This is a genomic window from Desulfovibrio aminophilus DSM 12254, assembly GCF_000422565.1.
Taxonomy (GTDB): Bacteria; Desulfobacterota; Desulfovibrionia; order Desulfovibrionales; family Desulfovibrionaceae; genus Aminidesulfovibrio; species Aminidesulfovibrio aminophilus.
Genome location: NZ_AUMA01000003.1, coordinates 301,042 through 313,202, shown reverse-complemented (window position 1 = coordinate 313,202; position 12,161 = coordinate 301,042). Strand labels below are relative to the sequence as shown.

General features: G+C 64.9%; 11 protein-coding genes, 1 tRNA gene and 1 other RNA gene. 3 read left to right on the top strand and 10 right to left on the bottom strand.

Annotation, left to right across the window (positions count from 1 at the left end; translation table 11 throughout):
* Positions 1–72 precede the first annotated feature (72 nt).
* Both H587_RS0101595 and H587_RS0101590 read left to right on the top strand, forming a co-directional pair.
* Positions 73–546, top strand: coding sequence for a rhodanese-like domain-containing protein (locus H587_RS0101595; RefSeq protein ID WP_169432738.1), 474 nt, complete (start codon positions 73–75; stop codon positions 544–546).
* Positions 543–965: a MauE/DoxX family redox-associated membrane protein gene (locus tag H587_RS0101590; protein ID WP_027174760.1), complete on the top strand. Its 423-nt coding sequence runs from the start codon at positions 543–545 to the stop codon at positions 963–965. The genes H587_RS0101595 and H587_RS0101590 overlap by 4 nt, the downstream gene beginning before the upstream one ends.
* On the opposite strand, the gene H587_RS16880 is transcribed toward H587_RS0101590, so the two are convergent.
* The 8 genes from H587_RS16880 to H587_RS0101555 all read right to left on the bottom strand — a co-directional run bounded on the left by H587_RS16880 (position 939) and on the right by H587_RS0101555 (position 6,977).
* On the bottom strand, positions 939–1,646 hold the full coding sequence (locus H587_RS16880) for an energy-coupling factor transporter transmembrane component T family protein (RefSeq protein ID WP_034608393.1): 708 nt from the start codon (positions 1,644–1,646) through the stop codon (positions 939–941). The two genes, H587_RS0101590 and H587_RS16880, sit on opposite strands and share 27 nt — an antisense overlap.
* Positions 1,639–2,370 (bottom strand): energy-coupling factor ABC transporter ATP-binding protein, encoded by a 732-nt coding sequence (locus H587_RS0101580; protein WP_027174759.1) that lies wholly within the window; start codon positions 2,368–2,370, stop codon positions 1,639–1,641. Before H587_RS0101580 ends, H587_RS16880 begins: the two co-directional genes overlap by 8 nt.
* A gap of 113 nt (positions 2,371–2,483) precedes the next feature.
* Positions 2,484–3,725 (bottom strand): OmpP1/FadL family transporter, encoded by a 1,242-nt coding sequence (locus H587_RS0101575; protein ID WP_084630319.1) that lies wholly within the window; start codon positions 3,723–3,725, stop codon positions 2,484–2,486.
* A 321-nt stretch (positions 3,726–4,046) separates the two neighbouring features.
* Entirely contained in the window at positions 4,047–4,811 is a 765-nt protein-coding gene (locus H587_RS0101570) for a DUF4198 domain-containing protein (RefSeq protein ID WP_027174757.1), read from the bottom strand.
* 200 nt (positions 4,812–5,011) lie between these two features.
* Positions 5,012–5,107, bottom strand: an RNA gene (gene ffs, locus H587_RS20115) — signal recognition particle sRNA small type.
* 9 nt (positions 5,108–5,116) lie between these two features.
* Positions 5,117–5,207 (bottom strand) — tRNA-Ser (locus H587_RS0101565).
* A gap of 59 nt (positions 5,208–5,266) precedes the next feature.
* Positions 5,267–6,184, bottom strand: a complete 918-nt coding sequence (locus tag H587_RS0101560; RefSeq protein ID WP_027174756.1) for a dihydroorotate dehydrogenase — start codon at positions 6,182–6,184, stop codon at positions 5,267–5,269.
* A 10-nt stretch (positions 6,185–6,194) separates the two neighbouring features.
* Positions 6,195–6,977 carry an iron-sulfur cluster-binding protein gene (locus H587_RS0101555; RefSeq protein ID WP_027174755.1) on the bottom strand — a complete coding sequence of 261 codons (783 nt, stop codon included), beginning with the start codon at positions 6,975–6,977 and terminating at the stop codon, positions 6,195–6,197.
* A gap of 44 nt (positions 6,978–7,021) precedes the next feature.
* On the opposite strand from H587_RS0101555, the gene H587_RS0101550 reads away from it, so the two are divergent.
* Positions 7,022–8,995, top strand: a complete 1,974-nt coding sequence (locus tag H587_RS0101550; RefSeq protein ID WP_245560801.1) for a peptidase U32 family protein — start codon at positions 7,022–7,024, stop codon at positions 8,993–8,995.
* 4 nt (positions 8,996–8,999) lie between these two features.
* Here the strand turns inward: H587_RS0101550 and H587_RS0101545 are convergent, their stop codons facing one another.
* Positions 9,000–9,785, bottom strand: coding sequence for a PhzF family phenazine biosynthesis protein (locus tag H587_RS0101545; RefSeq protein WP_027174753.1), 786 nt, complete (start codon positions 9,783–9,785; stop codon positions 9,000–9,002).
* Positions 9,786–9,810: 25 nt separating this feature from the next.
* Entirely contained in the window at positions 9,811–12,159 is a 2,349-nt protein-coding gene (locus tag H587_RS0101540) for a penicillin-binding protein 1A (protein WP_034608392.1), read from the bottom strand.
* Positions 12,160–12,161 lie beyond the last annotated feature (2 nt).

Here is a 12,161-nt window from a genome sequence, read left to right as displayed (position 1 = left end):
CTCCATCTTCGCCAAAATACCCCGCCAACGGCGGCATTGCAAGAAACCCAGCGTTTCAGTATGAATCCCGACATGAGTTGGTCCGTACGCCGCGCGTTCAGGGAAGCGCTCCTGCTGGTGCTCTTGGCTCTGCCTCTGGCGGCGGGAGTCAACGCCATCCGCCCCAATGGGCTGCCGCTGTTGGAAAATTTCGCGGAGCGCGAAGCCGCCGCCGCACGCGCCCGCTTCAAGACCCTCTCACCGCTCCAGGCGGCGGAACTGCTGAAGCAAGGCCGGGCCGTCTTCGTTGACGCGCGCCAACCCGATGCGTTCGCCATGGCCCATGTACCCAAGGCCGTCAATTTGACACCGGCGCAGGCGGCGGCCGGTGAAGGCCGGGATCTGCCCCGGGACAAAACCATCGTGATCTACTGCGACGGCATGGCCTGCGGCGCGAGCCACGCGGTGGCCGAGGAACTGCTTCGGCACGGCCTGGACGTGGCCGTGCTGGACAACGGCATCGAAGGCTGGATCATGACCCGCGGGCCCCTGGAGCGCGCGGAATGAAACACATCAGGCTCCTGCTCCGGGTGACCCTCGGCCTGGTCTTCCTGGCCGCTTGTTGGGACAAATTGCTCCATCCCGAGGCCTTCGGGCGGATCATCCTGAACTACCGCATCCTGCCCGGCGCGTTGGTGGCTCCGTTGGCGGTGCTCCTGCCTTGGCTGGAGCTGCTCTGCGGCCTGGCCCTGATCGTCGGCGCGCTTTCCAGTGGCGCGGCCCTGCTCTGCGTGCTGTTCATGGCCACGTTCCTCACGGCCGAGGCTTCGGCCCTCTGGCGCGGCCTGGACATCGTCTGCGGCTGTTTCAGCACGGACCCTTCGGCCTCGGGCAGCCTTTCCCTGGCCATGCTGCGCGACAGCGGCCTGCTGCTCCTCTCCCTGGCCGTGCTGTCGTTTTCACAAAAACGACAACGCGCCGAGTAGCGCCAGCAACATCGCCGCCTTCAACCAGCTCCGGTCCGGCGGGTCGAATCCCGCCGCCCAGGCTTGAGGCTCGTCCAAGCCCCGCGAGGCCACTGCCAGAGTCTGTTCCCAGGTCCGCCGTCCCAACGCCCGCAATACGGCCGAGGCGAACAAGGTCCAGCGGCGCATGAACGACACACGGCGGCAACGCTGCTCCAGGCTACGGCGTACCGCGCTCATGACGCGCCAACATTGCGGCAGAAAATGAATCATGAGCGTCAAGGCCAAGGCCGGTTCCCAGGATCGGCGGCCAAGAAGAGGCCGTCCGGTCCAGGACAGGGCCAGACCGCACTGTCTCGGCGGGGTGGACAAGGCCAGGGTCAGGCCCAACAGCACCAAGGCGAAGAGCCGCATGGTCAGGAGGGACGCCTGTCCCAGAATATCAGGGAACGGCAGGTCGTCCAGCCACAAAAGTCCGGCCTTGAGCGCCCCCCAGAACAACGCGAAAAGCACCCCGCTCCGCCAGATGCCGGACATGCCCCGCCAGAACGGGCGCAAGAACACCGCCAGAATCGACAGCGCCACGATCCAGGCCGCCAGCCCGAACGCGCCGCCACGCCAGATGAACCAGCCCGCGGCCAGCGCCCAGCCGAGCTTGAGCCGGGGGTCCAGGCCGTGCAAACGCCGCGCGGCCTCAGCCATACCCGTCGTCCCAGGGGACAAGCCCTCTTCCCGCCAGCCAGGAGCACGGCGGACGTACGCCATGGGTCCGCACCCCATCCATGACGGCGGCGGGCCGACCGGACAGGACCAGCCGCCCCCGGTCGAGCACGAGCATCTGGTCGGCCAGATCGGCCACCGGGTCCAGGTCATGGACCGCAACCACCTGGGTCAGACTTTTCCGGCGATTTTCGGTAAGGATGCGCCGCATCTCCAGCGTCCCGTGATAGTCCAGACCGGCGAAAGGCTCGTCCAGGAGCAACAGGCGCGGATCGTCAAGCAAGGCCGCCGCCAGACAGAGCTTTCGCCGCATGCCCCAGGACAACGTGTGCGCGGGCTGATCCCAGGCCCCGGCCAGGTCGAAACGCCCGGCCATGGAGCGGACCATGGCCTCATCCGTGGCGGATCGCCCCAACATGAGATCTTCACCCACCGTGGCCCCAAGGATCTGGAGATCGGCATCCTGGACTACGAGACGGCTGATGCGCCGTAACGCGCGCTCCTGGCCCGGAAGCCGAAGATCGGCCACGCGCAGCAGACCGGCGCCTGGGCTTGCCAGACCGGCGAGAACGGCTAAAAGCGTGGACTTGCCGCTGCCGTTGGCCCCGGCCAGGAGCACGAGATTTCCCGCCGCGACGCCGAAGCTCACGTCGTGCAGGGCGGGCGTATCGTCGTAGGAGAAGCCGAGAGTGCTGGCGCTGATCATCTGGGGTTCCATGCCGATCCGGTTCGAAGCTTGAGAGCTAGCACGGGTTCGCTGGAAAGAAAACGGGGGGACCATTCGGTCCCCCCGCACATGATCCTGGGCAGTGGATTAGATTAGAACGTATAGCCGACGGTCGCGCCGATGAGGTGTGTGCGGTTGTTCTTGAAGCTCACATTGGGCGTGGCGAACGGCTCCGAAATCGCGAAGTTGTCGCGATCCCTGGCCCAGAGGAACTGGTAGGAGAGGTCCAAGGTCAGATCATCCCACTTGAAGCCAAGACCGCCGGTGACCAACTGGCGGTCGTTGGCGGTCACCATGTAGTCCTCATGGCCGTCGCGGATGGGTTCCTGGTCCCAGACATAACCGGCCCGCAGGGCCAGCCAATCCATGGCCCAGTATTCCAGGCCCACGTTGAGACGCCAAACGTTGCGCCAGTACTTCCAGTCCGTGGTGTCGGCGGGCGGATTGTTGTCGAAATCGTAATTGAAATTGTTGTATTGCTCCCAGCGGGTGAAGGTGGCCCCGGCCTCCACGCTGAAACGTTCGTTGGGCGTCCAACTCACGGCCAAGGTGTAGCTGTCGGGCAGAGTGGTGGTCATGCTCATGCCGCCTTCCTGATAGGCGTTGAACGGCGCCGCCCTGGTGCCGGAGTAGCTCACCGAGCCTGAACCATAGAGATCCATGGGCGTTCGGATGACAAGGCCCGCGGCCCACTCCTCGTTGAACTTGTACAGAGCGGAAATGTTGGCGCCGATGGCCACGCCCTCGGACTGCAGATGCATGTCGAAGTCACTGCCGCCAAACGTGATGTGCCGCCAGATGTCCACGCCGGCCTTCATGACCTCCAGTCCCACGCCGATGCTCAAGGCGTCCGAACAACGGAAAGCCACGGTGGGAGCCACGGAATAGGATTCGAAGAGCACGTCGTACATTTTGGCCGCGCCCGCCCAGTCGTAGGGATATTTGGTGCCCAGACCGAAACGGGTGAATTCGCCTATGCCCAGAACCACGTCCTCGTTCACGGGTTGAACGTAATACGCATGCGGGACCGCGAAGGTCTGATCCTTGAGCTTCTGGTCCACACCGTTCCGCACGACGGTGGCCGACGGCGTGATGAAGGTCACGCCCGCCACGGCCTGCGGCTTGCTCATCAGGGCCAGGGTGGCAGGATTGAAGGCTATGGCCGACGCGTCGGGGCGTTGGGTGGCGGCCAAAGCACCGCCCATGGCGTTCCCCCTGGCGCTGTATTCATACAGGGCGAAACCGGCGGCCCGGACAACCCCGGGCACGGCCAAAATGCAAACGAACATGCACATGAACAGCCAGGACGGCCGCCCCCCCCTCCACATTCTCATCGTCTTTCCCCCTCCTCGGGCCTGCGCATTCCTGAATCATAGCGATCCATCACGAACTGGCGGCGACCGCCGAAATGACTATGGAAAGCGAAATCCCGCGGGAGGACTCGGGACAGGCCCTCAAGGTGCGAGTATTCGCTTGCATGGCTAACTATATGATCCGATACGATTTGTAAAGAAAAAGTGGGCATTTGCCCGAAGATTAGACAGCGTCTTCCTGTCGCTTGGCGGCCTGGAGAATGAACACTTTGGAATCCCTGACAAAAAAAGAAAAAGCCGGGGGTTCCCGGCTTTTTCGCATTCAATCCGAAAACGGATCAGTTACTTCTTGGTCTTGAAGTCGTGCATGTATATCCAGAGAACCGCGCCAACTTCCACTTCCTTGCCGTTGATCTTCTCATCGTCGGCGTTCAGGGCGGCGAAACCCCACCACCCCGCCTTGGGGCAGGCATAGGTGAACACGCCGTTCTGGTCGGTCTTGACCACCTGGGTGACCATGTACTCGGTGGGGGCCTCGTACTTGCCGTCCTTGTTGTACATCTCCACTTCCACGTCGCAGTTGGGCACGGGCTTGCCCTTGAACTTGACCACGCCCTGGAAGACGTTGCCCGCGTAATTGCCGAAGGGACGGGACAGCGGCACGATCTCGGCCTTGAGGCCCAGATCGGCGTCCCAGCCGTCCTCGTCGCCGAAGGCGGCCACCACGGTCTTGGTGTAGTGAATGATGTAGTTGTCTTCGGCCGGTTCGGGATAGGGCTGGGGCTCCACCGCGAAAATGTACACGCCGGGCTTCTTCACCGCATAACTGGCCTTCCAGGCCTTGTGGTCCATGACCTTGGTCTCGGTCAGACTACCCAGCAGATCTTGCGGCTTGCCGTCGACGTACACGGCGAAATTCTTGGGCTTGACCATGTCCATGCCCACCATTTCCATGGGATGAGAGAAGGAGATGGTCAGGTCCACGGCCTTGTCGCCTTGGGCCAGCATGGGCTTGTTCGGAATGACCATGCCGAAGTGGGCCCAGGCGGTGGCGGCCACGCCCAGCAGGAGCGCGGCCGCGGAGAGGGTGGAGATAATTCGTTTCACAGGTGCACCTCCGCGTCTTGATGTCTCGTGAACATACGATTGGACAGTTCATCACACATGAATGCACACATTTTCAAAAAAAATGTCATGCGTCAAGCACGGGTTTAAAAAAAGAAACACCGCCATGCGGCGGTGGACAACGTGGGAAGGGATGCAGAGGAAAAGAAAAAAAATAAGGGCGAGTCGTGCAACGCGCCCTTATTCAAGGGAAGCCGGACACCCGGGATCAGGCGATACCGCTGCTTCCTTTCGGACCTGACGGGGTTCTCGAATCACCCGCCGTCCGGCTTCCCTGAAAAGCTATGTGGCGGAGAGGAGAGGATTTGAACCTCCGGTACCCGTAAAGGTACACACACTTTCCAGGCGTGCTCCTTCAGCCAACTCGGACACCTCTCCGCAAGAGGAAGGTCTACCTAATACAATTCCGTTTTCCTGGCAAGAGGTCGAAGGGCATTTCAATCCGGCAGGATCAGCCCTCCTCGGTATTCCGAAAGGTTGGATGCGCCCGCCGAGGCCAATGCCTCCGGCAATTCTCGGGCCAGCCCGAAGGCGAAGTCGGGGCGCAGGAAGTTGGCCGTGCCCACCTGGATCGCCGTCGCGCCCACCAGCAGAAATTCCAAGGCGTCATCGGCCGAGGCGATGCCGCCCAGGCCGATGACCGGGATGCCGACCGCCCGGACGCATTGGAACACGCAGCGCAGGGCCACTGGCTTGATGGCCGGTCCCGAGAGGCCGCCCACCACGTTGGCCAGGCGTGGACGGCGGGTGCGGGCGTCCACGGCCATGCCCAGGAGCGTGTTCACGGCCGAAAGGGCGTCGGCCCCGGCCGATTCGGCGGCCCGGGCGCAGGCCGTGATGTCCGTGACGTTCGGCGAGAGTTTGACGATGACCGGCTTGCTTCCGGCCCGCCTCTTCACCGACTCCGTCACCCGTCCGATCTGGACCGGATCCTGGCCGAAGGCCGCGCCGCCCTCCTTGACGTTGGGGCAGGAGACGTTGACCTCCAGGGCCGCCACACCTTCCTCGGCCGAAAGCACTCCCGCCAGCTCGCCGAACTCCTCCTCCCCGCAGGCATAGAGGTTGGCGATGATCGCGGTCTCGCGCCAAGGCAGGCGCGGCAGCTTCTCCTTGAGGAAGCATTCCACGCCGGGATTCTGGATGCCGATGGCGTTGAGCATGCCGCACGGCGTCTCGGCCAGCCTCGGCATGGGGTTGCCTTCACGGGGCTTGAGCGAGAGCCCCTTGACCACGATGCCGCCCAATTCGCGCAGGTCGCCGTAATCCTCGAATTCCAGGCCGAAGCCGAAGGTGCCCGAGGCGGTGAGCACGGGATTCTTGAGCCGCAAACCCGCTATGGTCGTCGTCAGGTCCATGCCGCGCCTCCTAGAGCTGTACGTCGCCAGCCCAGAACACCGGTCCCTGGGTGCATACCTGGACATGATGCCCCAGGCCGTCCCGGCAGACACAGCCCAGACAGGCGCCCACGCCGCAGGCCATGCGGTTCTCCAGGGACACTTGGGCCCGAACCCCGTGATCCAAGGCGGCCTGGCGCACGGTGCGCAGGAACGGCGTGGGGCCGCAGGCCAGCACCAATCCGTCTGGGGCGTATTCCGCGATTTTTTCCGTGATCCCCGCGATGATCCGGGGCAGGTCCGCCGGGGTCGCCTCGTGGATGGCCTCGACGCGTAGACGCGCGGCCATTTCCGCATAGGGATAGCAGCTCAGGGGGAGCCGGTGGGCGAAAAGCAACTCCAGTTTCCCGGGCGCTGGATGCGCGGCGGCGTAGCCCAGGAACGGGGCCAGCCCGACTCCCCCTGCCAGCAGCAGGGTGCGCGTGTCGGACTCCAGGGCGAAGCCGTTGCCCAACGGACCCCAGACCGAGACCCTGTCGCCGGGGGCGAGACCGGCCAGACGCTTCGTCCCCCGGCCCACCACTTGGAAAAACACGGAGATGCCCTCCTCGTCCGCTCCGGCCAGGGAAAACGGCCGCCCCCACAAGAGCTCCAAGTCCCAGCACGACGGCCGGAGCATGACGAACTGCCCGGGCTTCCAGTCATCGAATCCTGGACCGAGCAGGCGCAGCCGATAAAATTCCCCCGGTCTTTCCGATTGACCAAGCGGGGTCAGTTCCCCTACCGTCAACTCGCGGCATGTCCGTCGCGTCATGAACAACCCTTCCGGCAAGAATGAATAATACGACACCCGAAATCATGGCTCCGGCCGGCGACGTTCCGGCCTTCCTGGCCGCCCTGGCGGCCGGAGCCGACGCCATCTACCTGGGCCTCAAGCATTTCTCGGCCCGCATGCAGGCCGAGAACTTCTCTATCAGCCAACTGTCCCGGCTGGCAAACCTGGCCCACGACCGGAACGCCCGGGTCTATGTGGCCATGAACACCCTGCTCAAGCCCGGCGATCCCGAGGCCGCGGGCCGCCTGCTGGACCGGCTGAACCGCCTTGTACGGCCGGACGCGATCATCGTCCAGGATCTGGGGCTGGTGAATCTGGCCCGACAGACCGGCTTTTCCGGCGAAATCCACCTCTCCACACTGGCCAACCTGACCCACGGCGCGTCCCTGCGGGCTGCGGCGGAACTGGGAGCCAGCCGCGTGGTCCTGCCCCGCGAACTGAGCCTGGACGAGATCAAGATGTTGGCTTCCTCCTGCCCTGCCGGGCTGGACCTGGAGGTCTTCGTCCACGGCGCCCTCTGCTACTGCGTCTCCGGCCGTTGCTGGTGGAGCAGTTGGCTGGGCGGCAAGAGCGGTCTGCGCGGCCGCTGTGTACAGCCCTGCCGCCGCCTCTATCGGCAAGGCCCCAAGGGCAAGCCGGAGCGGCTCTTCTCCTGCCTGGACCTGTCCCTGGACGTGCTGGCCCGTCCGCTCCAGGACGTGCCCAGGGTGCGGGCCTGGAAGATCGAGGGCCGCAAGAAGGGGCCGCATTACGTCTACTACACGGTCAAGGCCTACCGCCTGCTGCGCGACGAGGGCAATACCCCGGAGGCCCGCAAAACCGCGCTGAGTCTGCTGGATCAGGCTCTGGGACGGCCCCGGACTCATGCCGGATTTCTGCCCCAGCGACCGCACAAGCCCGTGGACCGCTCCCAGGAAACCGGCTCGGGGCTCTTCCTGGGCACGCTCAAACGCGAGACGGCCAAGGCCGGCGGACGGCCCATCACCCGCATTTCCTTCCAGTCCCGCGAGGAACTGCTGCCCGGCGACCTGTTGCGCCTGGGTTACGAGGACGAGCCCTGGCACCGTACGGTGAAGGTCCGCCAGCATGTGCCGAAGCGTGGCCGCCTGGATCTGCGCCCGGAGAAAGGCCTGCCCGCGCCGCCTGCCGGGGGAGCGGTCTTCCTGGTGGACCGGCGCGAACCGGAGTTGGCCCGGGCCATCGCCGAACTGGAACGCGTGGTCGTGGCCTCGGGACCGTTGCGCGAGGAGGCCGCCTCGGAATTCCGCCCCACCCTGCCCGCTCCGGCCCCGCGCCGCCGATCCCAATTTCGGACCCTCTGCCGGGTTCTGCCCAAGGGCCGCCTGGACGGCGAACCGTCGCTCTGGCTTGAGCCCAAGGCCCTGCACACCCTGCCGCCGCGCATGGCCGCGCGTGTCCAATGGTGGCTGCCGCCCGTGATTTGGCCCGAGGAAGAGGCCCGTTACGCCGAGGCCGCGGATTCCCTGCGTCGAAAAGGCGCGCGGGACTTCGTCTGCAACGCGCCCTGGCAGATCGCGCTCTTTCCCGAACGCAAGGGGTTGGAATTTGCGGCCGGGCCCTTCTGCAATATCTCCAACGCCCTGGCGTTGGAAGAGCTTCGAGCCATGGGCTTCGGTTCGGCCTACGCGAGCCCCGAATTGCCCGCTGAAGACCTCCTGGCCCTGCCGAGCCAAAGCCCCCTGCCCCTGCACATCGTGCTCAAGGGCCTGTGGCCTTTGGGGCTGTCCCGGCATCTGGCCGACGGCGTGCATCTGGAGGAACCCATGAGAAGCCCCATGAACGAGATCTTCTGGGTCAGGAGGATCGGGCAGAACCACTGGGTCTACCCCAACTGGGAGTTGGATCTCTCGCCGCACAAGGCGGAATTGGAAAAGGCGGGCTACTCCTGCCTGCTGACCATCCGGGAGTTCTGGCCCAAGACCGTGCCGCACTCGGACCGCCAGGGGCGGTTCAATTGGAGCCTGAGACTGCTCTGATTCCTCAATCCGGCAGGCGGATCGCGCCCTTCAGGTAACAGACCGCGTGGCCCGCGATCTTGACCCGATCGCCCATGGCCTCACAGAAGAGCTCGCCGCCCCGGGACGAGGCCTGGAACGCGGTGAGCGTCTTCTTGCCCAGCCTGCGGGACCAGTAGGGAGCCAGGGTGCAGTGCGAGGAACCCGTGACCGGATCCTCGGGAATGCCCACTCCCGGGGCGAAGGAACGGGAGATGAAATCGTAGTCCCCGCCAGGGGCCGTGCAAATGACGCAGATGGTCTCCAGCTCGGCCAGCAGGCCCATGTCCGGTCGAAGCGCCCGAACCTCCTCCTCGGAGTCGAACACGGCCAGGTAGTCACGCGTGGCCCACATCTCCCGGGGCTTGGCCCCCAGGCCGCGAATCACCCGTTCAGGCACGGGAAAGGGCTTCGGCTCCCAGGCCGGGAAGTCCATGAACAGCAATCCGCCCTCGCGTTCCACGAACAGCCGCCCGCTCTGGGTTTCGAAGACGATGCAGGCGTCGGGATATTTCTTGTGCTCAAAAAGCACGTGCGCGGTGGCCAGGGTGGCGTGGCCGCAGAGGTCCACCTCGGTCTCGGGGGTGAACCAGCGCAGCTCGTAGTATTCGCCCTTCTTCAGATAGAAGGCCGTCTCGGCGAGGTTGTTCTCCGAGGCGATCGCCTGGAGCGTGGCGTCGGGAAGCCACTTCCTCAGCGGCACCACGGCCGCCGGGTTGCCGCTGAAGACCCGGTCGGCGAAGGCGTCCACCTGGAAGAGTTCGAGTTCCATCGTTCCTCCCCGCCGCCGGCGGCGCTCAGTAGACCTGCTTGAACAAGTCCTCTTCCGATCCCGAGGCGCCGCCCGAAGAAACGTCGCCTCCGCCGCGCGAGACTTCCGTGGGCTGCGTACCCTCCTTGAAGGGCAGGAAGAGATCCTCGGTGGTGCCGGGACCGGCCAGAAGGCCGTTCTTGGCGTCCACATGGACCATGACCACGCCCGTGGGCTGCTCGAAGTCCTGGTAGGGGAACTTGTCCTCCACCTGCTTGCGGTAAGCGACCCAGATGGGACTGGCGGTGCGTGATCCGCTTTCCAGACGGCCCATGGGCTGCAGCTGGTCGTAGCCCACCCAGACCCCGGTGAGCAGATACGGCGTGTAGCCCATGAACCAGGCGTCGTGCTCGTCGTTGCTCGTGCCGGTCTTGCCCGCCACGGGGCGGCCCAGTTCCTTGGCCCGCCAGCCAGTGCCGAACTGGACCACGTCCTTCATCATGGTGGCCATGATGAAGGCGGTCTGGGGGCTGATGGCGTCCTTGACCTCGGGAATGGAGCGATAGAGCTCCTCTCCCCAGGCCGAGAGCACCCGGTGGACCATGACCGGCTTGATGGTCGTGCCGCCCCGGGGGAAGGGCGTATAGGCCTGGCAAAGATTGAGCAGGCTCACCGAAGCCGAGCCCAGGGCCACGGAAAGATCCTCGGGCAGGTCGGCGGTCAGGCCCATGACCTTGGCCCGCTCGATGATCCGGCGTACCCCGATCTTCTGGGCCACCCGGATGGTGACCAGGTTGCGGGACTTGACCAGGGCCGTGCGCAGGAGTGTGGGCCCGTAGAAGATGCCCTCGTAGTTCTCGGGTTTCCAGATCTTGCCCAGTTCCACGTTCTCGAAGACGATGGGCGCGTCCAGCACCATGGAGGCCGCAGTGAAGCCGTTGTCGATGGCCGTGCAGTAGACCAGGGGCTTGAAGGCTGAACCGGGCTGCCGCAAGGCCTGGGTGGCCCGGTTGAACTGGCTCAGTTCGAAACCGAAGCCGCCGGACAGGGCCACCACGTCGCCAGTGTCGGGCTTGAGTGAGACGAGCGCGCCCTCGGGACCGGGCAGACGCTCCAGATCCAACAGATGTACGCCCTTCTCCGGCGAGGGCTTCTCCGACAGAGTGGCCCAGACCACGTCGCCGCGTTTGAGCACGCGCGTGGCGTCCGTGACCTTGGGCACGTCCTCCGGGGCCCTGCGGGGATTGGGCGTCCGGCACCAGCCCATGCTGGACACCGGAATGATCCCCTGCTGCTTGCCGAACTGCACCCGCACCTGACCGGGCGCGACGGCCGTGACCAGGACCTTGATCCAGCGGCCGGGCCAGATGTCCTCCGGGCCGTAGTCCGTGTCGCCGAGGAAGGCCTGGAACTGGTGCTGCTCAAGATGCTGCACCGGCCCGTCCCAGCCGCGGCGCTTGGCCGCATCCAGCAGGCCCTGCTTGAGCGCGGCGTCGGCCGCGGCCTGGTGCGTCAGATCGCACGGGGTGGAGACGTGCAGACCGCCCTCATAGACCGCGTCCTCGCCGAACTTGTCGATGAGCCAGCGGCGCACTTCCTCCAGGTAGTACGGGCCCACCTTCCAGGAGATGTCCGGCATGCTCTTGTAGACCAGCGGCTGGGCCAAGGCCTCCTCGTATTGCGCGCGGTTGATCCAGCCCATCTCGAACATGCGCTCGAGCACGTACTTCTGGCGGTTCTTGGCCAGGTCCGGATCCCGGTTGGGGCTGTAGCGGCTGGGGGCCTGAGGCAATCCCGCGAGGATGGCGCACTCGGCCAGGGTCAGCTCGTTCACGTGCTTGCCGAAGTACTCCCGGGCGGCCGCCTCCACGCCGTAGGCGTTGGAGCCGAGGAATATCTGGTTCAGATAGATGGTGAGTATCTCGTCTTTGGTCAGGTAGTGCTCCAAGCGGTAGGCCAGGATGGCTTCCTTGAGCTTGCGTTCGTAGCTGCGCTCGGAGGTCAGCAGAAGGCGCTTGATGATCTGCTGGGTGATGGTGCTGCCGCCCTGGCGGATGTGCCCGGACTTGAGGTTGATGAGCGCGGCGCGCAGGATGGCCGTGATGTCCACGCCCTCGTGCTGGTAGAAACCCGCGTCCTCGGCGGCCAGGAAGGCCTTGGGCAGCCAAGGGCTCATCTGATCCAGGCGGGCCAGGAAGCGTTTCTCGCGGTAAAAGTAGCCCAGGACATGGTTGTCCGAGGAATACACCGTGGTCACCAGGGGCGGCCGGTAGTCGGTGATCTTCTGGAACCCGGGCAGGTCGCGGGAAGCCCAATGCACGAGCATGTACAGTCCGGCGGCCGAAAGAAGCAGGCCGGAAACCAGAAGAACCAGCAGAACTCGTAGAACCTTCATCA

What these genes read in the sequence shown, in the direction of transcription:
- H587_RS0101595 (WP_169432738.1), top strand. Translation starts at nt 73, where the DNA reads ATGAGTTGGTCCGTACGCCGCGCGTTCAGGGAAGCGCTCCTGCTGGTG.
- H587_RS0101590 (WP_027174760.1), top strand. Translation starts at nt 543, where the DNA reads ATGAAACACATCAGGCTCCTGCTCCGGGTGACCCTCGGCCTGGTCTTC.
- H587_RS16880 (WP_034608393.1), bottom strand. Translation starts at nt 1,646, where the DNA reads ATGGCTGAGGCCGCGCGGCGTTTGCACGGCCTGGACCCCCGGCTCAAG.
- H587_RS0101580 (WP_027174759.1), bottom strand. Translation starts at nt 2,370, where the DNA reads ATGATCAGCGCCAGCACTCTCGGCTTCTCCTACGACGATACGCCCGCC.
- H587_RS0101575 (WP_084630319.1), bottom strand. Translation starts at nt 3,725, where the DNA reads ATGAGAATGTGGAGGGGGGGGCGGCCGTCCTGGCTGTTCATGTGCATG.
- H587_RS0101560 (WP_027174756.1), bottom strand. Translation starts at nt 6,184, where the DNA reads ATGGACCTGACGACGACCATAGCGGGTTTGCGGCTCAAGAATCCCGTG.
- H587_RS0101555 (WP_027174755.1), bottom strand. Translation starts at nt 6,977, where the DNA reads ATGACGCGACGGACATGCCGCGAGTTGACGGTAGGGGAACTGACCCCG.
- H587_RS0101550 (WP_245560801.1), top strand. Translation starts at nt 7,022, where the DNA reads ATGGCTCCGGCCGGCGACGTTCCGGCCTTCCTGGCCGCCCTGGCGGCC.
- H587_RS0101545 (WP_027174753.1), bottom strand. Translation starts at nt 9,785, where the DNA reads ATGGAACTCGAACTCTTCCAGGTGGACGCCTTCGCCGACCGGGTCTTC.
- H587_RS0101540 (WP_034608392.1), bottom strand. Translation starts at nt 12,159, where the DNA reads ATGAAGGTTCTACGAGTTCTGCTGGTTCTTCTGGTTTCCGGCCTGCTT.